Raw genomic sequence first — 21,117 nt, 5'->3', positions numbered from 1 at the left:
GCGCAGCGCACGACGAATCGACCAGCCATCCGCCTTCGGGCCTGGATGGTGAAGCAATTAGTCCGCGCGCAGGACGGACAGCCGCAGGGCTTTCCAAGCCCTGTCGGCCATGCTGCGCTAGCTTGCCTTCAGGTGAGGGGCCCCGGCGGTCCGACCCCTCCGTGGACCCTGCCTAGTAGGGCGGTGCCTGGCCGTCGGGCTGGCGCTTGAAGCGCCGGTGGATCCACAGGTACTGGTCGGGAGCGGCCCGGGCCATGGCTTCGATGGCGGCCATCACGGTGGCGGTGTCGGCGGTCGCATCGGTTGTCGGATAGGGGTCAGGCGCGGGGGTCAGGCTCAGGGTGTAGCCGCCATCGGCGCGGCGCACGTGGCGGAAGAACACGACCGCAGCGCCGGACATGCGTGCCAGCTGGTGGGTCGAGGTCAGGCTGTGCGCGGGCCGCCCGAAGAACGGCACGTACACAGCGTCGCCGCCGCTGGGGTCCTGGTCGGGCGCGTACCACAGCAGGCCGCCGCGCTTGAGATGGCGCACCACCCCACGGACGTCGCGTTTGGGGAACATCGCCGCGGCATAGCGCGCGCGACCGCGCCGCACCGCCCATTCCATCGCGGCTTCCGAATGCGGGCGATACATGCCCGCCAGCGGAACGTAATCGCACATCAGGCGGCCGCAGACCTCGAGCGTGGTGAAGTGCCCGGAGACCACGATCACGCCGCGCCCGGCCGCGCGAGCGGCCTCGATGTGCTCGACGCCTTCCACGACGAGCCCGCGCCGCAGCGGCGTGATCGAGCCCCACCACGCGCGCGCGAACTCGAACAGGCCGATGCCCAGCGCCTGGAAGTGCCCCCGCAGCAGGGCATCGCGCGCAGGCGCGTCGAGCTCGGGAAAACACAGCGCCAGATTCCGCGCGGCCACCCGGCGGCGGGCCGGCAGCGCCACGCGCAGCACATTGCCCAGGCCGCGACCGAGCACACGCTGCAAGGGCCAGGGAATCCGCGCCGCCAGCGCCATCAGGCCGATTCCAGCCCAGGCAGGCCAGTGGCGGGGTCCGAGCGGTGGTCGGGGCAGGGGCGTCGTCGACATCGCGCCATTGTAGGAGGTGGTGCGATGCGGGCATCCGTTATCCTGTGCGGATGCGGGCCGACATCACCGAACGACTGCTGCGCGGCCTCTATTCGGCGCTGCTGGTCGTGCTTGCGCCGGTCACGGTGTATCACCTGATCTGGCGCGGCTTCCGTCAGTCGGCCTATCTGCTGCGCTGGGACGAGCGGTATGGCATCTACCGCGCGCCGGCGGAGACGACGCCGGTGTGGGTGCATGCGGTGTCGGTGGGCGAGGTCAACGCCGCAGCGCCGCTGATCAACGCCCTGCTGGCGCGCGACCCCGCACGGCGTCTTCTGGTCACGACGATCACTCCGACCGGCTCGGAGCGGGTACGCGCGCTGTGGGGCCAACGCGTCGAACACGTCTACCTACCCTACGACCTGTCGGGTGCGGTGCGGCGGTTCCTGCGGCATTTCCGGCCGCAGATCGGCCTGATCGTCGAAACCGAGCTGTGGCCGAACCTGCTGTTCTGCTGCCGCGATGCAGGGGTGCCGACGATGATCGTCAATGCCCGGCTCTCGGCACGTTCGCTGCGCGGCTACCGCGTCCTGCGGCCGCTGGTCGGGCGCGCGCTGCGCACGGTCAAGCGGGTGGCGACGCAATCGGCCGACGACGGCAAGCGGTTCGTGAAGCTCGGCGCCCGCCGCGAGACGGTCGTCGACACCGGCAACCTGAAATTCGACATCACCCCGGACGAGGCGAAGATCACGGCGCTGCGCGACGAGTTCCGCAGGCATGCCGGCGTGCGGCCGGTCTGGATCGCGGCCAGCACCCATCCCGACGAGGAGGCTGCCGTCGTCGACATCCACCGCCAGCTGCGCGCGCGATGGCCGGACCTGCTGCTGATCTGGGCGCCGCGCCATCCCGAGCGCTTCCGCGGGGCGATGCAGCTCGCGGTCGAGGCCGGCTGGCGGGTGGCCACGCGCGCGCTGACCACCTGGCCCGATTCCGGCGACAACGTGTTCGTGCTCGATACCCTGGGCGAGCTCGGTCTGTTCTTCGCCTGCGCCGATGTCGCCTTCGTCGGCGGCAGCCTGCAGGACATCGGCGGCCACAACCTGCTCGAGCCGGCTGCGGTCGGTACGCCGGTCGTCACCGGCCCGCATCTGCAGAACTTCACCGACATCGCCCGCCAGCTCGAGCGCGCCGGCGCGCTGCGGATCGGTGCCGACGCCGACGCCGTGCGCGCCCACATCGCCGAGCTGCTCGAAGATCCCCAGGCGCGGCGGACAATGGGGGAGGCGGGCCGTGCCCTCGTCGTCAGCGGCCGCGGCACGCTTGCCCGCACCCTGGCGCTGATCGAGCCCGACCTGCCGGCGCCGGACACGAAAACGGCGCGGACCCTGCGATCCGCGCCGTCGTCACTTTGAACCGGCTTTCCGCTTACTGCGTCTGAGTGCCGGTGCCGGTCGAGGCGCCGATGCTGTTGACGTCGACGGTCAGCTGACGGTTGATGTCCTGCAGGTTGCCGATGTCCAGCGTGCCCGCGGCCTGCTCGAGCAGCAGCCGGCTCTGCAGGAAGTTGTACTTGGCGAACGCGTACTGCTGGCGCGCCGAGAACAGGTTCTGCTGGTTGATCAGCACGTCGATGACGGTGCGCGTGCCCACTTCCAGTCCGACCTGCGAGGCCTCGTAGGCGGCATTGGCCGAGACCAGCGCCGCCCGGCGCGCCTCGACCTCGGTGATGCCGGCGACGAGATTCTGGTAGGCGCTGCGGGTGTTGCGCTCGATCGAACGGCGGGTCGCCTCGTACTGGTCGGCCGTGATGTCGCGCTGGGCGATCGACTGGCGCACGCGCGACTGCGTGATGCCGCCAGTGAAGATCGGCACCGTCAACGTCACGCCGATGCTGTTGGTCTCGCCGCGGCTGGTGAGCGCATCGACGTTGTCCCGGCCCCAGGTGTCGCTGTTGCCGTAGCTGGCGCTCAGGTCGAGGGTCGGCAGGTGGCCGGCCTTCGCCGCGGCGACGCTGTAGTCCGACGCGGTGACCTGGTAGCGCAGCGCCTGCAACTGCGGGTTCTGCTCGATGGCCGTGGCCACCCAGGCTTCGACGTCACGGCCTTCGGGCAGCTGCGGGGTGAAATCGTCGGGGAGGCCGCGCAGGTCGCGGACTTCCGAGCCGGTGATCTCGGCCAGTGCCTGGTAGGCATCCAGCAGCGCGTTGCGCTGCAGAATGGTGTTGGCACGTGCGGCATCGTACTGCGCACGCGCCTCGTGCACGTCGGTGATCGGCGCCAGACCCACTTCGAGGCGCTTGTCGGCGAAGTCGAACTGGCGCTTGAACGCGGCCTCGGCGGCCTCGGCGGCGGCCAGGGTCTCGGTCGAGACCAGCACATCGAAATAGGCCGCGGCGGTGCGCGTGATCAGCGAGTCGTTGTCGGCGTCGAGCTGGAAATCGGCCGCCGTACTCAGCGCGCGCTGCGAACGCAGCGTGGAGATCTGGCCCCAGTCGAACAGCACCTGGCCGGCGTTGACCCCGTAGCTGCGCGTGCGTGCGCGGCCGGAGACCCCGGCCACGCGGCTGTCGCTCAGCGAGGCACTGCCGCCGATCTGCGGCAACAGCGCGCCACGCGCCTGCACCGCGCCTTCGCGGGTCGACAGGCGCTGCGATTCGGAAATCGAAAGGGTCGGGTCATTGGTACGGGCCAGCTCGTAGGTCTGGACGAGATCGGCGGCAAACAGCGGGCCGGACGTCAGCGCGAGCGCGAGTGACAGGAACAGGGGGCGGCGGAACATGGCGATCCTTCGACGATCAGAGAGTGAACTGCGGCACCGGCGCGGCGCCTGCGAGATAGGCGAGCCCGGTCTCGAACAACGATTCGATGTGCGTGGCGTTGACCCCGTCACCATCGCGGCGGACCTGCACCGCTTCCATGGCCGGTGCACGGCCGCGGACGATGAACATGCGACCACCGGGGCGCAGCCACTGCACGAAGCGCTCCGGCACGATGTCCACCGCGCCGCCGACACAGATCGCATCGAAGCGGCGGTCGGTTTCCCAGGCGAAGACGTCAGCCGTGACCACGTCGACGTTGGCGATGCCCTGCGCCTCCAGCCGGCCGCGGGCGGCGTCGGCGAGATCGGCATGCCGCTCCAGGCTCAGCACGTCGCGGGCGAGGTAGGCGAGGCAGGCCGTGAGATATCCACTGCCGGTGCCGATCTCCAGCACCTCGTCGCCCGGTTCGAGTTCCAGCGCCTGCAGCGCGCGCCCTTCGACGACCGGCTTGAGCATGCTCTCGCCGTGGCCGAGCGGGAGTTCCAGGTCGCTGTAGGCCAGCGCGCGGTGTGCGTCGGACACGAAGGCTTCGCGCGGCACGCGCGAGATCGTCTCCAGGACGCGTGCATCGAGCACGTCCCAGGGCCGTACCTGTTGTTCCACCATCGCCACTCGGGCACGGGCGTAATCGATCGTCATTGTTGCGGGGTTCCTTCGTTCGCCGACGCGCAATTCTAGCGGTGCCGGGGCGGGTCCATCATCGTAGCGGGCGTACGGTCACCGCAGTGCCGGAAGTCACCGGCCCGCCCGGCATGGGCGTCGGCGGCTGCGGGCGCCCACGGGGCTGGTTCAGCGCGTCCCGCGCGCACGGCCGTAGGCGCGCAGGAACATGTCCACCGACGCCTCCAGATGCAGGCGCCGTTGCCGCGCGCAATCGCCGGCGTCGTCGCAGTCGAACACCAGCCGCTGGTAGATGTCGCCCTTGAGCAGCACGAAGAACTGCGCGGCGGCGGTCGGCACCAGCGCGTCCTCGATGTCGAGGTCGCCGGTTTCGATCCGGCGGCGCAGCAGGGTGGCGAACGACGATTGCAGGCGCTCGGGGCCGCTCCTCCAGAACCGTTGCGGCAGGCGTTTTTCGACCATCTGCGGCGTGCACAGCAGGCGGTGGCCGGCGATCGCCTCGGGCGACGCCACCATCGCGAAGAAGGCCTCGGCCACTTCGAGCAGACGCTGGCGCAGCGGGGTGTCGGGCGAGGGCTGGAAGACCGAATCGGGCATCTGCTGTTCGCAGTACCGGGTGGCGGCTTCGGTGAACAGAGTGTCCTTGTCGCCGAAGTGGCTGTAGACGGTCAGCTTGGACACCCCGGCCTCGGCCGCGATCTGGTCCATGCTGACGCCCTCGTAGCCCTGCTGCAGGAACATGCGCTCGGCCGCTTCGAGGATCGCAGCGCGCTTGGCGAGGTCCTTCGGCCGGCCCGGCCCGGGCGGCGCCTTCTCGGGCGTCGGAGCAGGAGGCGGCGCGGACGGTTGTGTCGACATGACGCGGAATACTATACCAGCGAGTTCTGAAAATATACGATACGGCTCCGTATCCCTGTCGGACAGCCGTTGTGCCCTCACGCATGCTTCGATCCAAACCGCGTCCGAATGCCCGGCTGTGGCTTGCTGCCGGCGCGCTGGCATGGGCGCTTGGCGGTTGCAGCGCCCCGGCCGAGCCGGAAGCCGCCGCGCGTCCGGTGCTGGTGGTCCATCCCGATGCGGCGGGCGACGCCGGTGCCTGGACCTTTCCCGGTGAGATCCGGGCCAGGGAGGAGAGCGCGCTCGCGTTCCAGGTGGGTGGCCAGCTGCTGCGACGCGAGGTCGACGCCGGCGCGCATGTGACCCGCGGCCAGATCCTGGCCGAGATCGCACCGGACGACCTGCGCCTGCAGCAGCAGTCGGCGCAGGCGCAGGTGGCCGCGGCCGAGGCGGAGTACACCCGTGCGCGCACCGACCGCGACCGCTACGCCGCGCTCGTCGACCAGCAACTCGTCAGCCGCTCGCAGATGGACGCGCAGGACGCCGCCTACCGCGCCGCACAGTCGCAACTGCGCGCGGCGCGCGCGCAGGCCGACGTGGCCGGCAACCAGGCCGGCTACACGCGATTGCGCGCACCGCGCGACGGGGTGATCGCGAGCCGCGAAGCGGAGGCCGGCCAGGTCGTCGCCGCCGGCCAGGCGATCTTCATGCTCGCCGGCGACGCCGGTCGCGAGGTCGCGATCGCGCTGCCCGAATCGCGCATCGCCGCATTCGCCGTCGGCCAGGCCGCGCAGATCGAACTCTGGAACCGCCCAGGCGAGCGCATCGCGGGGACCATCCGCGAGATCTCGGCGGCTGCCGACCCGCAGGCGCGGACCTACGCCGCCAGGGTCGCGCTCGATGCCGATGCCGTCGACGGCGTCGAGCTCGGCCAGAGCGCGCGCGTGACCATCGCGGCGGAACGGGCCGACGATGGCCTGCTGGTGCCCCTGGCCGCGATCCAGCCCGGGCCGGAGGGCGGCAAGGCGGTCTGGGTGGTCGATCCCGCCACCCACACCCTGCAGTCGATCCCGGTTGAAACCGGTGCCTACGGCGCGCGCATGGTACCGGTGCGCTCGGGCCTGTCGCCCGATGCCCTGGTGGTCGCCGCCGGCGGGCATCTGCTGCGCGTCGGACAGCGGGTAACGCCGGTCGATCGCGAGAACCGGCCTTATCGACTGGACGCCTCCAAGCCGGCGGCGTCGGAATGATGGCGGTCCTCATCGCAAGCGGATCCGGCGCGGGGCGGACAGGCCGCCCGCTGCGGGCGGAGAGGTCGGCCGCGGGCCTGTATCGGGCGCGGCAGTCGCGCGGGCACGGGCCGGCGCGTGAGGGCGTCTGCGGAACGGCGGCGTCGCGCGCCGGGACGCTTCCAGGCGGGCGCTGCCCGTGATGAGCCGATTCAACCTTTCCGAATGGGCACTGCGCAACCGCACGCTGGTGCTCTACGTGATGCTGGTGGTGGCGCTCGCCGGCATCCTCTCCTACGGCCGCCTCGGCCAGTCCGAGGACCCGCCTTTCACATTCAAGGCGATGGTCATCCAGACCCAGTGGCCGGGTGCGACCGCCGAGCAGGTGTCGCGCCAGGTCACCGATCGCATCGAAGCCAAGCTCATGGAAACCGGCGACTACGAGTTCCTGCGCTCGTACTCGCGGCCGGGCGAATCGCAGGTGATCTTCTTCGCCCGTGATTCGATGCGCTCGGGGGAGATCCCCGACCTGTGGTACCAGGTACGCAAGAAGGTCTCCGACCTGCGGCCGTCGCTGCCCCAGGACATCATTGGTCCGTTCTTCAACGACGAATTCGGCGACACCTTCGGCAACATCTACGCGCTGACCGGCGAAGGCTTCGACGACGCGATCAAGAAGGACTACGCCGACCGCATCCAGCGCGAGCTGCAGTTGCTCGACGATGTCGGCAAGGTCGAACTGATCGGCCTGCAGGACGAGAAGGTCTTCGTCGAAATCAGCAACACCCGGCTGGCGACACTGGGCATTCCGATGGCGGCGGTGCAGCAGGCGCTGTCGGAACAGAACGCGCTGGTGCCGGCCGGCTTCTTCGAGACCGACAGCGCGCGGGTGCAGTTGCGTGTGGAAGGCGCGTTCGCCTCGGTCGAGGCGATCCGCGAATTCCCGATCCGTGCCGGCGATCGCACGGTGCGCCTGGGCGACATCGCGACTGTCGAGCGCGGCTTCAATGATCCGGCCGCGCCGCGCATGCGTTTCATGGGCGAGGACGCCATCGGCATCGCGGTGGCGATGCACGAGGGCGGCGACATCCTCAAGCTCGGCAAGCGGCTGGAGGCCGAATTCGCCCGCCTGCAGGAGTCCCTGCCTGCCGGCATGGAGCTGCGCAAGGTGTCGGATCAGCCGCGCGCCGTGCGCGATTCGGTCGGCGAGTTCGTCAAGGTGCTCGCCGAAGCGGTGATCATCGTGCTGCTGGTGAGCTTCGTCTCGCTGGGCTTCCGCACCGGGCTGGTGGTCGCGGTGTCGATTCCGCTGGTGCTGGCGATGACCTTCATCGCGATGGACCAGTTCGGCATCGGCCTGCACAAGATCTCGCTGGGCGCGCTGGTGCTCGCGCTCGGATTGATGGTCGACGACGCGATCATCGCGGTGGAGATGATGGCCATCCGCATGGAGCAGGGGGATTCGCGGCTCGCGGCGGCGAGTTACGCCTGGACCCATACCGCGTTTCCGATGCTGACCGGCACCCTGGTCACTGCGGCGGGCTTCCTGCCGATCGCGACCGCGGCCTCGAGTACCGGCGAGTACACGCGCTCGCTGTTCCAGGTGGTGACGATCGCGCTGGTGGTGTCGTGGATCGCCGCGGTGCTGTTCATTCCGCTGCTCGGCGAGAAGATGCTGCCCGATCTTGCCAACCCCCGGCCGCCGCGCCCCGGCTCGCTGCCCGCGCGCTGGCGCGACATGCGCAGCCGCATGGCCGCTCGCTGGCCGCGGCTTGCATTCGCACTGGCGCCGGCCGAGCCCCATTCGCACGCGCATGATCCCTACCAGCGGCCGTTCTATCGCCGCTTCCGCACCTGGCTGCACTGGTCGCTGACCCACCGCTGGCTGGTGATCGGCGCGACCGCGGCGCTCTTCGTCGCGTCGCTGCTGTTGTTCCGCTTCGTGCCGCAGCAGTTCTTCCCCGACTCGACGCGGCTGGAGCTGATGGTCGACATGGAGCTGGCCGAAGGCAGCTCGCTCCGGGCGACCGAGCAGGCCGCGGCGCGTCTGGATGCGATGCTCGAGAACCGCCCGGGCATCGACAGCCGCGTGGCGTATGTCGGCACCGGATCCCCGCGCTTCTATCTGCCGCTGGACCAGCAGCTGCCGCAGGCGAACTTCGCCCAGTTCGTCGTCACGACGACCGACGTCGACGCGCGCGAGCGCATTCGCGCCTGGCTGACCGATGAGGTGGCACCGGCCTTCCCCGAACTGCAGTTGCGCGTGACCCGGCTCGAAACCGGTCCGCCGGTCGGGTATCCGGTGCAGTTGCGGGTGTCCGGCGAACATGTGGAGCGCGTGCGCGGCATCGCCGATGCGATCGCCGCACAGGTGCGCGCGAATCCGCACGTCGCCAACGTCAATCTCGACTGGGACGAGCCCAGCCGCATCGTGCGCCTGGTCATCGACCAGGAACGTGCGCGCGTGCTCGGCGTGAGTTCGCAGCAGCTGGCGCAGTCCCTGTCGAGCTCGCTGTCGGGGCTTCCGATCGGGACCTATCGCGAAGGCCGCGAGTTGATCGGCCTCGTCCTGCGCGGGACGGATGACGAGCGCGACCGGCTGGAGATGCTCGAGAGCCTGGCGATTACCACGGCCAACGGCCAGGCGGTGCCGCTCGGCCAGGTGGCGCGGCTGGAATCGACGTTCGAGGACGGCATCATCTGGCACCGCGACCGACTGCCGACGATCACCGTGCGCGCCGACATCCGCGACGAGGTCACCCCGCCGACGGTGGTCGCCCAGATCCTGCCGACGCTCGAGGACATCCGCGCGTCGATGCCCGAGGGCTACCGGCTCGAGACCGGCGGCACGGTCGAGGATTCCGCCAAGGGCCAGGATTCGATCAAGGCCGGGCTTCCGCTGTTCCTGCTGGTGGTGGTGACGCTGCTGATGGTGCAGCTGCGCAGCTTCTCGCGCGCGGCGCTGGTGCTGTTGACCGCGCCGCTCGGCATGATCGGCGTCACCCTGTTCCTGCTGGTGTTCCGGGTGCCCTTCGGCTTTGTCGCGATGCTCGGCACGATCGCCCTGGCCGGCATGATCATGCGCAACTCGATCATCCTGGTCGACCAGATCGAACAGGACATCGCGGCCGGCCACGCGCGCTGGGACGCGGTGATCGATGCCACGGTGCGCCGTTTCCGCCCGATCGTGCTGACCGCCGCCGCGGCGATCCTGGCGATGATTCCGCTCTCGCGCAGTGTCTTCTTCGGGCCGATGGCGGTGGCGATCATGGGCGGCCTGACCGTGGCCACGCTGCTGACGCTGACCTTCCTGCCGGCCCTGTATGCGGCGTGGTTCAAGGTGCGCGAGGACGAAACGCCGCCGGCCGCATGAGCGGCGACCGGCGGCGGGTCAGGGCAACCAGAGCTTCTCCAGGTCCCGCAGGCCCCAGTCGCCCGGTGCCTCCGACTGCACGATGCGGTCGTCGCAGCCGGCGAGCGACAGGTCGACATCCCGCATCAGCACGCGCGCCTGCCGGCGCGTGCAGTGGAAGATCCGCACCCGCGGCTTCAACAGCGCGGTGGGCACCTGTTCGATCACCACCGCCAGGTGCTGCGACTGCAGGCGCACCAGTGTGCCCACCGGATAGATGCCCAGGCTCTTGACGAAGGCCTGGAAGATGGCCGGATCGAAATGCCCGGTCCACGATGCCATGCGCTTGAGCGATTCCGCCGGGCACCAGCCGCGCTTGTAGGGCCGGTCGGAGGTGATCGCGTCGTAGACATCGCAGACCGCCGCCATCCTGGCCATCTGCGAGATGCGTTCTCCGGGCAGCCGGTGCGGATAGCCGGTGCCGTCCATCTTCTCGTGATGGTGCAGGGCGATGTCGAGCGCCGCCGCGTCGTCGACGCCGCTCTCCAGCAGCAGCCGATGGCCATCCTCGGGGTGCCGGCGCATGGTGCTGTATTCGTCCTCGGTCAGGCTGCCCGGCTTGTTGAGTACGTGCAGCGGCGCGACCGCCTTGCCCATGTCGTGCAGCAGGCCGCCCTTCGCTGCGGCGTGCACCGCGTCCTCCGGCAGGCCCAGCCGCCGGGCCAGGGCCGTCATCAGCCCGGCCACGGCCATCGAATGCAGGTAGGTGTAGTCGTCCGCGGTCTTCAGCCGCGCCACACTGACCAGTGCATGCGGGTTTCGCAGCACCGAATCGCAGACCGCATCGACCAGTGGATCGGCCGCGTCAGGATCGATGGCGCGGCCCAGGCGGGCCTCGGAGAACATCGCCTCGACCAGCGCCCGGCCCGACGCCAGCAGCTGCCGGGCATTCCGGACCTCGTTCTCGAAGTTCGCTACACCCTTCCGGGGGGCGGCCGGCGCGGAAGGCGGCTGCGCAGCCTGGGCCGGCTCGGGCTGCGGCTGCGGTGCAGGTGCAGGTGCAGGTGCAGGTGCAGCTTCGGCAGGAAGGTGGGCGTCCGCCTCGGGGGCAAGCCCCAGGCTCACGTCGATGACCAGCTCCGGCACCCCGCTGTCGCGGATCCGGCTCACTGCTTCCGCGTCGGCCAGAAACGAGCTGCGCCAGAACGGGTGATCCAGCCAAGAGCCCGACAGGCGCTGGACGTACATTCCCGGACGAAGCTGATCGGAGCGGATCGTACGCAGCATGGCCGGCCAGGAAGGACGTGCAGTGATGGGCGCATGCGGGGCACGCATGCCGGGCCGCCTTTGCGGCAGGACGGTCGCCATCTGCGTTGTCGGCCGGTCGGGAGCGGACTTGAGGCCAGGACCAGGCGTTGCCGCACCCCCACCTCGGCGCAGCCACGTGCTCGGCCGTGCCCAGGACTCGGGCACGACGTGTCTGCAGCAGTGAGCGCGGCAAGCCCTGGGCAGATGGCTCCCGAGCATCATCGGGTACCTGCGTTGCACTACTGGCCCAAGTGCACTGGCGGCGGCCTGAGAGACGCCCTGATCAAGCTGCGTCGCGATGCCGCGCCCGATTGAATGAGGCCTGAGGCTTCACCGCACACAGGCCCTCACCAACCGCTACTCCGTTGGAGGCGTGGGGCGGTGATCGAAGCTCAACACCCTCGCCAGCTTCCAGCTGTCGCCCTCGCGTTTCCACAGATGCACGAACTGCGCGATTTCGGCGCCGGGCTCTCCGGCCCTTGCGAAACTGTGCCGACCGGTCTGTATCGCGCCGTAGCCCTGCATCGGGTAGACCTCGAGGCTTCCGGGAACCAGCGTCCTGGTGACCCCGTCGTCACGCGGGCAGGACTTCAAGCTTCGAACCTCGTCACCAAAAGCTGCGCCGGTACGATCGTGATAGAACTCCGCGTCCTCGGTGAATACCGCGGCGAAATCATCCGCGTCGCACGTAACAAAGGCGGCTTCAAAGCGCGCGCTGTCCATGCGTTCCAGCTCGTCGTAGAGCGGGCCGCCGCGTGCCGTGTCCTGTGCAAAGCCGGCCTGGGCAAGGAGTGCCAGCAGTGCGGCGGCAACACCCTGGCCCCAGTGGAAGTGCGGAGCGCCGGAGCGACGCCGGCCCCTGCTCATGGAAGGGATGACGGTGCGCATGGTTTCTCCCTGTAAGACCGAGTGTCCGAAGCCGCGGGCGCTTGCGTGAACTCCATGGCAGCCGCTACCTGCTGGCACTTTGCCCGACGCAACGGCGTCGGCCTGCATGGACTGTCAGGACGCGTTGCGGCGCCGGCGCCACGCGGAAACGAGCCCGCCCAGGGCTGCCCCGATCGCGGCACCGTACAAGGCGCCGCTGGAGAAGTGATGGCCGGTGAAGTGGGCAATGCCAGCTCCGAGCGGCATTGCGACCAGGGCGACCGAGGCACGCTTGCGTCCCTCGCTCAGGCGCTGCGCCTCCACCGCACGTTTGTGGCGGAGTTCCGCCTGGACTTTCAGGTCCGGCTCGAGGATGGCTTGAGCGATCGCCTCTGCCCGTGACTTGTCCATCATCTGCTCCTCCAATCCACGCCCCGACAATTGAACCCAGCCGTCCGTAACGCGAACGGTACCGACGGCGATGATATCCAGAAACCGACATAATCAGCGAAGGCGGGCAGGGCCGGTTCGAATGGAGTTGGCTGGCCATTCTCTCGCGGTAAAAGCGGCCAGTCAGAACTGCTGCGCAGAGTCGAACACGCGCATTCGAATAAATGCCGTCCAATGCGCCATGACCCGCGCCAGTGCCGATGGCAAAGCCAGCGAGGCCAAACCAGGCGGCGGTGCTGAGCCTGCGGCTTGACTCCGCTCCGGCCCAGGCATGCTCGAGCAGTCGCATCGGCTCGATTCGTGATCTGTCGTGACCTTGCACCTTCCTTTTCGAGGACGGCCTGAGGCCCTGATCCAGGCATCCGCGAAGTGGTGCCCGCCGCGGTGCGAGCCCAGCTGGCCAGTCGCGTCGCGCAGTCCCCGCGACGGACCCACGTTGACGGCCATATCGCGCCCGAAGACTCGATCAGCCACGCGAAACAGGAGCACGTCGAACGCGCCGCACGGCCGCCGCGCCCACCGCGAGCAAGCCGCATCACGCCTCAAGCGGCGCGTTTCAATGGCTCGCGTGCTCCCAGCTCCATTGCGGATCGCCCGCGATGCTAGCCAAACGATGCCCGGGGCCGAGTCCGCGCCGTGTCGGCTGCGGGAGGCCGCTCGCATGCCCGCATACAATGCCGCCCGCCGTCCGTTGAGCCTCTGCACATGCGCCCCGTCCTGCTTGCCGGTTTCCTGTTTCCCGTCCTCCTGGTCGCTTCCATGGCGCTGCCGGCCTCTCCAGGCACGGCCGCCGTGGCTGCGCAGCCAACAGGGCCTGGCGCCAGTGCCGTGCTGCTGGGCCGGCTGTTCGATGCACGCTCGGGCAAGGTCGTCGAACAGGGCGTGGTCGTCGTCGCCGGCGACCGCATCCGCTGTGCCGGACAAGAGTGGGATTGCGCGCGGCCGCGAGGCGCGGCAGTGCACGACTACGGCCGCTCCATGCTGCTGCCCGGGCTGATCGATCTACACGTGCATGCGCGGCCGCACTACATCGGCGCCTTCGTGCCGTCGGGCGTGACCACGGTGCGCGACGCCAACAACACCCTGACCACCATCGCCATGCTGCACGCCGCCCCGGGCGCACCGCGCATCCTCACCAGCGGCCCGGCGCTGGACGGACCCGCCAGCGTGCTGGGCGAGGCGCCCTCTCCGCTGGGAAGCCAGACCCTGGAAACGCTGATGCCAGTCACCGTCACCACGGCCGATGAAGCCGCCAGTGCGGTGCAGGCCCTGGTGGGCGCTGGCGCCGACTGGATCAAGCTCTACGAGCAGCTGTCACCGGAAGCGATGGCGGCGGCGGTACAGGCCGCGCGCCAGGCCGGCGTTCCGGTCATGGCCGACCTCGGTCTGGTGCTCACCCGCGGCCTCAGTGGCGCGCAGGTAGATGCGGTGCAGGCCGGCCAGGCCGGCGTCTCGACGCTGGAACACCTTTCCGGCGCCGCGCTGGCCTACCAGCGCATGGGCGGGGACCCACGCGCGGAGCTGGATCCGGCCCTGCTCGACCGGCTCGCCGCCGACATCGCCGCCACCGGCATGGCCGTCGTGCCCACCCGCGCCAACACGCGCCAGTTCAACGCACCGGGCAGCCTGACGCTGGAAGGCCTGCCGGGCGAGGATCGGATACGTCCTCATTTCGAAGGCTTCTGGCGTTACCTGGAGGACGCGGTCGCAGGTGAAAGCGCCAGGGCCGAAAGCGCCGCCGACCTGCGCCTGTCATCGGCCCTGTTGCCGCGCCTGCTTGCTGCAGGCGTGCCCATCGGCGCTGGCTCGGATCTGCCTGCCGCCCCGCAAATGCTGCCCGGCGGCGCCCTGCACCAGGAGCTGCAGGCGCTGGTCGAGGCCGGGCTCAGCCCCGTCCAGGCGCTGCAGGCGGCCACCCATGTCGCTGGAAGTATCCTCGGTCGCGAAGACCTCGGCCGCCTGGAAGCCGGCGCGCTGGCCGACATCCTCGTGGTCGACGGCGACCCGACCGCCGACATCCTCCACACCCGCAAGGTGCGCGCGGTGTGGCTCGACGGGGAGGTGGTCGAGCTGGAGGCGGCGTGGGAGCAAGTGGAGCAGGGGCTGGAAGCGGCGGCGCAGTAGCGGACATTCCCCACGAAAGCTGTCGAACCGTCAGGCCGCGGGGCAATCAATCCCGCGTCCTGTCGCCAGAGTCAGGCCGCGCCGCGAAGCGGCGTCGGCTTGAATGATTGGTCAGGCGCGTGCCTGGAGACTGCGAAGTACTTGGGCACGTTGCTCCTCGTACTCCGACTCCGTGATCAGATCCTTGGACCGCAGAGAAGCAAGCTCTCGAAGCCGCGCTTCCGCGGAGGACTGTGGGGGCCCTGAGGCCGGAATCGGTCCCGCCGGCACGGCAGGTTTCCTGACCGCCCGAACGATCAGCCAGATGACCAGGCCAATGCCAACCGGTATGGCAAGCATGATGAGCACGATGATCCCGTGCCAGAGGCTGAAACTGCCCATGTGTTTCTCTCCATTCTTGTACAGGCCAGCTCAAGCGGCTGACGCTTGGGTGAAGCCGCGCTACGAAGCGGCGACGGCGGGAATGAATTGTCAGGTGCCACCCATCTGCGAGTAGAGATACGCGAGCCCTGCTCCTTGTACAACGAGCCAGAGCCACCCGGCAGCAGCAAGTTGAAAGCGCATGTTCAGCGATCGGTGGGGCTGCGCCCCGGCGCAGATGAGGGAATTGGCGATAGCCAGCGATACGCCAAGCATGGCCATGCCGCCGCGCGGGTAAAACAAGCCCCACGCCTGGTCGGTTCGCGCCAGGCCCAGATAGACGGGCAAAACAAGAATGGAGACTGCAGCAGCGAGTAGCTTCATGTGCGGCCTGATGCCTGACCTGAGCCGACCCGCGAAACGGGGCTGGTTTGAATGACGGCTAGGCCCGCTGACCACCGTCAAGCGGCACGCCAGACAATGCGGGAGCTAGAGAAAGACCATGAGGACAATGCAGATGGCAGCGAGCGCGATGACCCAACACAAACCAACCGCGGAGGTTCTGCGGCGAAGGCAATCCTTGCAGTGCAGAGCGAGCGCGTCCGAACCATCATCCGGGAAGAAAAGGAAAGCTGCGTACCACGGCAGATGTTCCGTCGCGGGGCGCTGTTCCTGGCAGTGCTTGCAGTTCTCTATCATGCGGCCTGACTTCCGAGTTATGCCGACGCGCGAAGCGGGTTCGACCTGGATGAGTCGTCAGGTGCGCTACGGTGCACCTGTGTACTCCGCCCACGACGGCAGTCCGTGCTTGCGGGCCAAATGCCGGAAGTATGCCGCCATGGTGAGGCCGAACAGGGCACCCGCCGCGATGGCAGTGGCCGCCATGAGGATCGCGGGCATGCCCTGATGCACCCAAAGAATGGCCCACATGAACAGCCCCCAGAACAGTCCGAAGAACGCGCCCATTGCCAGTGCCCCAGGCATGAAGGGCGTGAACAATGGCGGTGGAATCTCGATGCCGAAGCGCCATAGCAGGCGCCAGGCCGGTGGGGCTGCCGTGCTCCTGGACACGCCGAGCATCGCCATATGCCGATACATCTCTTCCAGTTTCTCTTGATGTGTCATGAGTGCCCAATGCCTGAGTTAAGCCACGTCGCGAATTGGCGTCGGCTTGAACGAACTGTTGGTACTCACCGCCAGAAGCGCATGGCAATTGCCGCAAGCACCAACACCGTGCCTGCGATCGATGCGTAACGACCCCGCAGTATGGAAGTCGGTACTGCGGAACCCGTTCTTGTAGATGCCATATGCTATGAGGAGCAAGCCGGTCCCGGCCAGCAGATCGCGCATTTGCTGACCGTAGAAGATGAAGTCAATCACCCGAATGGCGCCGAACGCAACGAAGAGACCGAGGGCTAACTTGGCCGTGTTGCTCATTGGTGTTCCGGGGACTGAGTTCATGCGATCTGTGTTGTGAGCTAACGCCTGAATCAGGTCGCGCCGCGAAGCGGCGTCGGCCCACGTATCACCTTCACTACTGCGACGGTTCGTTTGATGCGAGAACCCTGCTCAGCTCGCGTCGGTAAACGATCGCTCCGAGGACGAACAGCGCTACGCCCGCAATGAGTGATAGAGGCGTCGCCCTGACTGCCAGGGCAATGCCGATCATCTGCGCCAGTATGGCCAGGTTGAGTTTCGTGCTGGAGATGTACTTGAACATTTCAATTCCTTTTGGTTCGAACACCTGACGCCTGGGTTCGGCCGCGCCGCGAACCGACGTCGGCTTGAATGAACTGTTAGACACTCCCTTCGCGCTCGACGACTAGAACCCTCGCCTCGCCGATCGGGTGTGCCACATGCTCGGTGCCGATGGAAGCGTAGAACACATCCCCGCTTTCCAGAAGCGTGCGTTGCTCGGCCCCCGTTTTGTCGCGGAACCGCATCTCTACGCATCCGGCCAGAACGGCGAAGACCTCCTCACCGTCATTGGTGTGCCATTTGTACGGCTGATCTGTCCAGTGGAGGCGAGTGGTGACACCGCCCATGTTGGCGATCTCGACTGCGCCCCAGGCGCGATCTGCTTTGAACGTGCTGCCGCGGAATACTTTCATGCAGTGGATAACGCCAGAATTAAGCCGCGCCGCGAAGCAGCGTCGGTGTGGACGAATTGTCAGGTGCTGGCCGTGCGCCAGCCGTGCACCGCGAGCCCAACCGACGTCCCCCCGCTTTCAGTAGCGGGACCGTTTGGAGCCCGGGGTTACTGTAGCTGAGCTTCTGCCAGTTGTTTTGCGTGGGCGGCGGGCGTCAGCCCGCCGAGTGATTTCTTTGGTCGTTCCTCGTTGTATTCCTGCCGCCAGCGCTCGATCTCGCTTCGGGCATGCAGCAGCGTCGGGAACCAGTGTTCGTTGAGGCATTCATCGCGTAGGCGCCCGTTGAAGGACTCGACGTATGCGTTCTGATTCGGCTTACCCGGCTGGATCAAGCGCAGCATCACGCCCTGCTCGTGCGCCCAGGCCACCATCGCCTTGCCGCAGAACTCCTTGCCGTTGTCCGTTCGGACTATCTTCGGCAGGCCACGGCTGACTGCCAGGCGGTCGAGCACACGACTGACCCCGTGCCCGGAAATCGCGCGTTCGACTTCGATCGCCACAGATTCGTGGCTCGCGTCGTCCACGATCACCAGGCACTTGATGACGCGGCCGTCGGCTGTGCGGTCGAAGATGAAGTCCATCGACCACACTTCATTGGCCGCAACCGGACGGATCAGCGGTTGCCGCTCGCCCACCGGCACCTTCTTGCGCTTGCGTCGCCGCACCTGCAGCTTGGCCTGCTGATACAGCCGCTCCACGCGTTTGTAATTCACGGCATGGCCGCCTTGCCGCAGCTTGAGATAGATCATGCCCACGCCGTAGCGCCTGTGCCGATGCGCCAATGCCTGGATCTGCTCTCGCAGTTCGACATTGCGATCCCGGACGAGGTGTATAGCGCAGTGCGCTGGCGCTCATGCCCACCACGCGCAAAGCGCGCCGCTCGCTGAGGCCTTTACCTGCCATGTAGCGCACCTGCTCGCGACGGGCCGGTGCGCTCACCATTTTTTTCGCAGCACGTCCTTGATCACCTCATTCTCGAGGACTTGCTCGGCCAGCAGCTTCTTCAGACGCGCGTTCTCGATCTCGAGTTCCTTGAGCCGCTTGGCCTCGGAGACATTCATCCCGCCGAACTTGCTGCGCCACAGGTAGTACGACGCCTCGCTGAAGCCATGCCGCCGGCACAGCTCCTTGACCGGCAAACCGGCCTCGGCCTCACGCAGGAAGCCGATGATCTGTTCTTCGCTGAAACGCTTCTTCACGTCCAATCTCCTTCTCGTTGGGGATTGGACTCCAAAGCAGTTCGCTACTCAATTACGGGGGGACGTCGCAACCATGAAAAGTCCGCAGGCCAGCCAAAGCGCTACAGCCAAGCAAACGCGGTGGCTGCGACGCAAAGCAGATAGTGCCACGGTTGAAGCGACTGAAACTCTCAATCTGGCCCGATGCAATGCCAGAGCACCCGAGGTAGGGCGCATACCCGCCGACCCCAGCTATCAGCCCAAGGCCGCGGACCAGACCACCCCCGGGCGCTTCTTACGAGTTTTGCTTCGATGCAGCATCCAGCACCCGATGCTTGAATTGCGCCGCGCCACGGCGTTGCGTCGTCTTGAATGAATTGTCAGGGCCCAGAGCCGCGTGCTGGGCCCGCTCGAGGAGCTTGGCCGACACGAATAGATTCTTCGCCGGAACGATCAGGCCCGACTCGAAGGGAGTGAAGATCACAGTCATGATGATCATGGGCACCAGGCCGATGGTCCTGGCGCCCGGGTCGATTGCCCGACACGCTGTGTGCACTGCTGCCGCGTAGGCGATCACCGGAGGAACCGTGATGAGCGCCAGCATGGTCGCGATGGCGATGGTTCTCGGCGATGCATGGATCACCGCGGTGGCGACCATTGCGGTGAACCACATGACGTGTACCGCGTAGCTTTGCAGCAACCGTCGCCGCTGCCTTCTCAGGTCCGAGATCAACAATGATTCCATTGGGACCTCGCGCTTGAACATTGTTAGGCGGCGCACCAGAGCGCGATGCCGCCGATAACAAACAGTACCAGCCAAGACAAGTGCTTGCCCCTTGTAAGCAGGAGGGGCAGGAACCCGGAGGCAACGAAGGTCAGCCCAAGGATCTGGAGCATGCCCGATACCGTCAGATCGCCGCGGCCCGCGTGAACGAGCAGGGCGGCAAAGCCATACCAGCCTATCGTAGTGATGTGCCAAGCAAAGCGCAGGGTGCGGGTTGTGAACTCCGATCCGCCGAACAACTTGGGCAGATCATTGCGTCGAAACAGACGGGTGAGAATGTACCTCTCCCCCAGCACGGAGTGCGCCGTGCCGAGAGCTGCCGCAAGGACTGCTGCGATGTAGAGAAGTCCTTCCATAGCCGCCTGACACCTGAGTGAAGCCGCGCCGCCCAGCGGCGTCGCCTCGAATGAATGGTTAGGCAGCGGGCCGATTGACCAGGCGAGCAATGAGTGCGCCAGCCAGCAGGCCTACGAACCCACCAGCTACTCCGTACATCGCGACTCGACCGAACCCGAAGTAGCCGATAGCGGCACCCGCCACGTAGCCGACAACAAAGTACAAGGTCTGACGTCGATGGGCGGCGGCGCGTTGCGCACGGCGTTCCCTGAGTTGCCGAACCTCCGCTTGCTCTTTGAGGCTTGGCTCCAGGATGGCCTGGGCGACTACGTCAGCCTGAGACTTGTCCATGTTTGCGATGTCCGGGTTCTACCCCGTTTCCGCGGACGGTTTGATTAAGGCTGAAAACGCCCGGTCACGGCGGGCTACTCTACGGCGCATGCGCGGGTTGTGGAACCGCTCGAGGTAATCAAACAAGTCCGCACGCGCCTCGTCGCGGGTTCGGTAGTGTCGGCGGTGTACGCGCTCACGCTTGAGCAATCCAAAGAAGCCTTCGCATGCGGCGTTGTCGGCGCAGTGACCCACTTTGCTCATGCTGCTCACCAATGCGTTTCCGCCCAGGAACTTCTGGTAGGTGCCGCTGATGAACTGGCCGCCGCGATCCGAATGCAGGATGACTTCGGCGCTGCTCTGCCGTTGCCACACCGCCATCTGCACCGCACGCACGACCATGTGGCGGTCCTGCCGGTGATGCATCGACCAGCCCACCACCAGCTTGCTGTAGAGATCGACCACTACGCACAGGTACAGCTTGCCTTCCACTGTCGCGATCTCGGTGATGTCGGTGACCCACTTGGTCTCCGGTTCGCTGGCATTGAAGTCGCGATCGAGCCGGTTCTCGATGCCCACCGGGCGTGCACCCGGCTTGCCGCCGAAGCGACGCTTCCTGCGCCGGGGCCATCCCTGCAGATTGGCGCCCGCCATCAGCCTGGCGACGCGATTGAGGCTGATCTGTTCGCCCTCGTCGACCAGATCCTCGTGCATGCGCGGCGCGCCGATCACGCCGCCGCTGTCCTCGTGAATCTGCGCGATACGCGCAAGCACACGTGCGTTTGCGCGCGCCCTGGGCCCCGGCTTGCGGCCGGCCCAGCCATAGAAGCCACTGGTCGACACGTCCAGGCAGCGGCACATCATTCCGATGGAATAGTGGCTGCGGCAGCGCTCAATCACCGCGTACCGTTCGGTGACTGCTTCGCGAAGTACGCTGCCGCGTCTTTTAAAAAATCCCGCTCCTTCGTCACCCGTGCCAGCTCGCGTTTGAGCCTGGCGATGTCTTCATCGCGGGGTGTGCCGCCGCCGGGGAACGCCTTGCCGCCCTCGGCCTCGGCTTCGCGCACCCACCGGGTGAGCATGTTCGGATTGACCCCCACTTCCAGACCGATCTGACGGCAGCTCGTCTTCGATCGCCGGACCAGATCAACCAGCTCTCGCTTGTACTCGGGGCTGTAACGCTTGCGCTTCGACATAGACACTCCTTTTGCTCAGTGTGAGCCTTGATGGATGTGTCCGCGAAATCGGGGTAGAACCCTCCTTGTGTGAGCGGCCTAACGTCTGAATTAAGCCGACGCCACTTGTGACGT

Annotated in this window: 20 protein-coding genes and 1 pseudogene; 4 read left to right on the top strand and 17 right to left on the bottom strand. The window is 67.2% G+C overall.

The window, feature by feature from the left end:
* Nucleotides 1-172: 172 nt before the first annotated feature.
* Complete coding sequence (gene lpxL, locus CNR27_RS01245; RefSeq protein ID WP_096296574.1) at nucleotides 173-1,084, bottom strand: LpxL/LpxP family Kdo(2)-lipid IV(A) lauroyl/palmitoleoyl acyltransferase; 912 nt, start codon at nucleotides 1,082-1,084, stop codon at nucleotides 173-175.
* Nucleotides 1,085-1,134: 50 nt separating this feature from the next.
* On the opposite strand from lpxL, the gene waaA reads away from it, so the two are divergent.
* Entirely contained in the window at nucleotides 1,135-2,475 is a 1,341-nt protein-coding gene (gene waaA, locus CNR27_RS01240; protein ID WP_096296573.1) for a lipid IV(A) 3-deoxy-D-manno-octulosonic acid transferase, read from the top strand.
* Between the two features lie 13 nt (nucleotides 2,476-2,488).
* On the opposite strand, the gene CNR27_RS01235 is transcribed toward waaA, so the two are convergent.
* From CNR27_RS01235 to CNR27_RS01225, 3 genes are all read right to left on the bottom strand, one after another.
* Nucleotides 2,489-3,841 (bottom strand): TolC family outer membrane protein, encoded by a 1,353-nt coding sequence (locus CNR27_RS01235; protein ID WP_096296572.1) that lies wholly within the window; start codon nucleotides 3,839-3,841, stop codon nucleotides 2,489-2,491.
* Between the two features lie 16 nt (nucleotides 3,842-3,857).
* Nucleotides 3,858-4,520: a protein-L-isoaspartate O-methyltransferase family protein gene (locus CNR27_RS01230; protein ID WP_096296571.1), complete on the bottom strand. Its 663-nt coding sequence runs from the start codon at nucleotides 4,518-4,520 to the stop codon at nucleotides 3,858-3,860.
* 150 nt (nucleotides 4,521-4,670) lie between these two features.
* Entirely contained in the window at nucleotides 4,671-5,360 is a 690-nt protein-coding gene (locus tag CNR27_RS01225) for a TetR/AcrR family transcriptional regulator (protein ID WP_096296570.1), read from the bottom strand.
* 83 nt (nucleotides 5,361-5,443) lie between these two features.
* Here CNR27_RS01225 and CNR27_RS01220 point away from each other — a divergent pair, with 83 nt between their 5' ends.
* Together CNR27_RS01220 and CNR27_RS01215 are read left to right on the top strand one after the other, a co-directional pair.
* Nucleotides 5,444-6,589 carry an efflux RND transporter periplasmic adaptor subunit gene (locus tag CNR27_RS01220; protein ID WP_096296569.1) on the top strand — a complete coding sequence of 382 codons (1,146 nt, stop codon included), beginning with the start codon at nucleotides 5,444-5,446 and terminating at the stop codon, nucleotides 6,587-6,589.
* 181 nt (nucleotides 6,590-6,770) lie between these two features.
* Entirely contained in the window at nucleotides 6,771-9,941 is a 3,171-nt protein-coding gene (locus tag CNR27_RS01215; RefSeq protein WP_096296568.1) for an efflux RND transporter permease subunit, read from the top strand.
* Nucleotides 9,942-9,959: 18 nt separating this feature from the next.
* On the opposite strand, the gene CNR27_RS01210 is transcribed toward CNR27_RS01215, so the two are convergent.
* The 3 genes from CNR27_RS01210 to CNR27_RS01200 form a co-directional block, all read right to left on the bottom strand.
* A complete protein-coding gene (locus CNR27_RS01210; protein ID WP_096296567.1) occupies nucleotides 9,960-11,207 on the bottom strand; it encodes an HD-GYP domain-containing protein in 1,248 nt (415 codons plus the stop codon).
* Between the two features lie 378 nt (nucleotides 11,208-11,585).
* Nucleotides 11,586-12,116 (bottom strand): nuclear transport factor 2 family protein, encoded by a 531-nt coding sequence (locus CNR27_RS01205; RefSeq protein ID WP_157745172.1) that lies wholly within the window; start codon nucleotides 12,114-12,116, stop codon nucleotides 11,586-11,588.
* A gap of 114 nt (nucleotides 12,117-12,230) precedes the next feature.
* On the bottom strand, nucleotides 12,231-12,506 hold the full coding sequence (locus CNR27_RS01200; protein ID WP_123833175.1) for a hypothetical protein: 276 nt from the start codon (nucleotides 12,504-12,506) through the stop codon (nucleotides 12,231-12,233).
* Nucleotides 12,507-13,250: 744 nt separating this feature from the next.
* Between CNR27_RS01200 and CNR27_RS01195 the strand changes: the two genes are divergently transcribed.
* On the top strand, nucleotides 13,251-14,669 hold the full coding sequence (locus tag CNR27_RS01195) for an amidohydrolase family protein (RefSeq protein ID WP_096296564.1): 1,419 nt from the start codon (nucleotides 13,251-13,253) through the stop codon (nucleotides 14,667-14,669).
* Nucleotides 14,670-14,780: 111 nt separating this feature from the next.
* Here CNR27_RS01195 and CNR27_RS01190 read toward each other — a convergent pair whose 3' ends face one another.
* From CNR27_RS01190 to CNR27_RS01130, 10 genes and pseudogenes are all read right to left on the bottom strand, one after another.
* Nucleotides 14,781-15,050, bottom strand: coding sequence for an SHOCT domain-containing protein (locus CNR27_RS01190; protein ID WP_096296563.1), 270 nt, complete (start codon nucleotides 15,048-15,050; stop codon nucleotides 14,781-14,783).
* 90 nt (nucleotides 15,051-15,140) lie between these two features.
* The gene (locus CNR27_RS01185) at nucleotides 15,141-15,413 is read right to left on the bottom strand and encodes a hypothetical protein (RefSeq protein ID WP_096296562.1); all 273 of its coding nucleotides are present in this window, start codon (nucleotides 15,411-15,413) and stop codon (nucleotides 15,141-15,143) included.
* A gap of 381 nt (nucleotides 15,414-15,794) precedes the next feature.
* Complete coding sequence (locus CNR27_RS01175; protein WP_096296560.1) at nucleotides 15,795-16,154, bottom strand: DUF6404 family protein; 360 nt, start codon at nucleotides 16,152-16,154, stop codon at nucleotides 15,795-15,797.
* A gap of 18 nt (nucleotides 16,155-16,172) precedes the next feature.
* Nucleotides 16,173-16,466: a hypothetical protein gene (locus CNR27_RS01170; protein ID WP_096296559.1), complete on the bottom strand. Its 294-nt coding sequence runs from the start codon at nucleotides 16,464-16,466 to the stop codon at nucleotides 16,173-16,175.
* A gap of 97 nt (nucleotides 16,467-16,563) precedes the next feature.
* Nucleotides 16,564-16,749 carry a hypothetical protein gene (locus tag CNR27_RS01165; protein ID WP_096296558.1) on the bottom strand — a complete coding sequence of 62 codons (186 nt, stop codon included), beginning with the start codon at nucleotides 16,747-16,749 and terminating at the stop codon, nucleotides 16,564-16,566.
* Between the two features lie 76 nt (nucleotides 16,750-16,825).
* Nucleotides 16,826-17,140: a cupin domain-containing protein gene (locus CNR27_RS01160; protein WP_096296557.1), complete on the bottom strand. Its 315-nt coding sequence runs from the start codon at nucleotides 17,138-17,140 to the stop codon at nucleotides 16,826-16,828.
* 152 nt (nucleotides 17,141-17,292) lie between these two features.
* A pseudogene (locus CNR27_RS01155) lies at nucleotides 17,293-18,378 on the bottom strand (IS3 family transposase); the annotation flags it as partial.
* A gap of 274 nt (nucleotides 18,379-18,652) precedes the next feature.
* The gene (locus tag CNR27_RS01145; protein ID WP_157745170.1) at nucleotides 18,653-19,102 is read right to left on the bottom strand and encodes a hypothetical protein; all 450 of its coding nucleotides are present in this window, start codon (nucleotides 19,100-19,102) and stop codon (nucleotides 18,653-18,655) included.
* Between the two features lie 23 nt (nucleotides 19,103-19,125).
* Nucleotides 19,126-19,497, bottom strand: a complete 372-nt coding sequence (locus tag CNR27_RS01140; RefSeq protein ID WP_096296555.1) for a hypothetical protein — start codon at nucleotides 19,495-19,497, stop codon at nucleotides 19,126-19,128.
* A 349-nt stretch (nucleotides 19,498-19,846) separates the two neighbouring features.
* Nucleotides 19,847-21,003 (bottom strand): IS3 family transposase gene (locus CNR27_RS01130; protein ID WP_096296553.1). Its coding sequence is split into 2 segments (ribosomal slippage): nucleotides 19,847-20,754 and nucleotides 20,754-21,003, totalling 1,158 coding nucleotides; the frame shifts between segments, so codons are not numbered across the junction.
* Between the last annotated feature and the right edge of the window lie 114 nt (nucleotides 21,004-21,117).

It is taken from the genome of Luteimonas chenhongjianii (genome assembly GCF_002327105.1).
GTDB classification, from domain to species: domain Bacteria; phylum Pseudomonadota; class Gammaproteobacteria; order Xanthomonadales; family Xanthomonadaceae; genus Luteimonas; species Luteimonas chenhongjianii.
The sequence above is the reverse complement of the archived record's forward strand: the minus strand, read 5'-3'. Positions and strand labels throughout refer to the sequence as shown.

Excerpts from the sequence above, each read along its gene's own strand:
- CNR27_RS01225 (WP_096296570.1), bottom strand. The coding sequence starts at position 5,360 with ATGTCGACACAACCGTCCGCGCCGCCTCCTGCTCCGACGCCCGAGAAG.
- CNR27_RS01140 (WP_096296555.1), bottom strand. The coding sequence starts at position 19,497 with ATGGAAGGACTTCTCTACATCGCAGCAGTCCTTGCGGCAGCTCTCGGC.
- CNR27_RS01210 (WP_096296567.1), bottom strand. The coding sequence starts at position 11,207 with ATGCTGCGTACGATCCGCTCCGATCAGCTTCGTCCGGGAATGTACGTC.
- CNR27_RS01160 (WP_096296557.1), bottom strand. The coding sequence starts at position 17,140 with ATGAAAGTATTCCGCGGCAGCACGTTCAAAGCAGATCGCGCCTGGGGC.
- CNR27_RS01145 (WP_157745170.1), bottom strand. The coding sequence starts at position 19,102 with ATGGAATCATTGTTGATCTCGGACCTGAGAAGGCAGCGGCGACGGTTG.
- CNR27_RS01185 (WP_096296562.1), bottom strand. The coding sequence starts at position 15,413 with ATGAAGCTACTCGCTGCTGCAGTCTCCATTCTTGTTTTGCCCGTCTAT.
- CNR27_RS01195 (WP_096296564.1), top strand. The coding sequence starts at position 13,251 with ATGCGCCCCGTCCTGCTTGCCGGTTTCCTGTTTCCCGTCCTCCTGGTC.
- CNR27_RS01200 (WP_123833175.1), bottom strand. The coding sequence starts at position 12,506 with ATGGACAAGTCACGGGCAGAGGCGATCGCTCAAGCCATCCTCGAGCCG.
- CNR27_RS01165 (WP_096296558.1), bottom strand. The coding sequence starts at position 16,749 with ATGTTCAAGTACATCTCCAGCACGAAACTCAACCTGGCCATACTGGCG.
- lpxL (WP_096296574.1), bottom strand. The coding sequence starts at position 1,084 with ATGTCGACGACGCCCCTGCCCCGACCACCGCTCGGACCCCGCCACTGG.
- CNR27_RS01230 (WP_096296571.1), bottom strand. The coding sequence starts at position 4,520 with ATGACGATCGATTACGCCCGTGCCCGAGTGGCGATGGTGGAACAACAG.
- CNR27_RS01220 (WP_096296569.1), top strand. The coding sequence starts at position 5,444 with ATGCTTCGATCCAAACCGCGTCCGAATGCCCGGCTGTGGCTTGCTGCC.
- CNR27_RS01215 (WP_096296568.1), top strand. The coding sequence starts at position 6,771 with ATGAGCCGATTCAACCTTTCCGAATGGGCACTGCGCAACCGCACGCTG.
- waaA (WP_096296573.1), top strand. The coding sequence starts at position 1,135 with ATGCGGGCCGACATCACCGAACGACTGCTGCGCGGCCTCTATTCGGCG.
- CNR27_RS01235 (WP_096296572.1), bottom strand. The coding sequence starts at position 3,841 with ATGTTCCGCCGCCCCCTGTTCCTGTCACTCGCGCTCGCGCTGACGTCC.
- CNR27_RS01170 (WP_096296559.1), bottom strand. The coding sequence starts at position 16,466 with ATGAGCAACACGGCCAAGTTAGCCCTCGGTCTCTTCGTTGCGTTCGGC.
- CNR27_RS01205 (WP_157745172.1), bottom strand. The coding sequence starts at position 12,116 with ATGCGCACCGTCATCCCTTCCATGAGCAGGGGCCGGCGTCGCTCCGGC.
- CNR27_RS01175 (WP_096296560.1), bottom strand. The coding sequence starts at position 16,154 with ATGACACATCAAGAGAAACTGGAAGAGATGTATCGGCATATGGCGATG.
- CNR27_RS01190 (WP_096296563.1), bottom strand. The coding sequence starts at position 15,050 with ATGGGCAGTTTCAGCCTCTGGCACGGGATCATCGTGCTCATCATGCTT.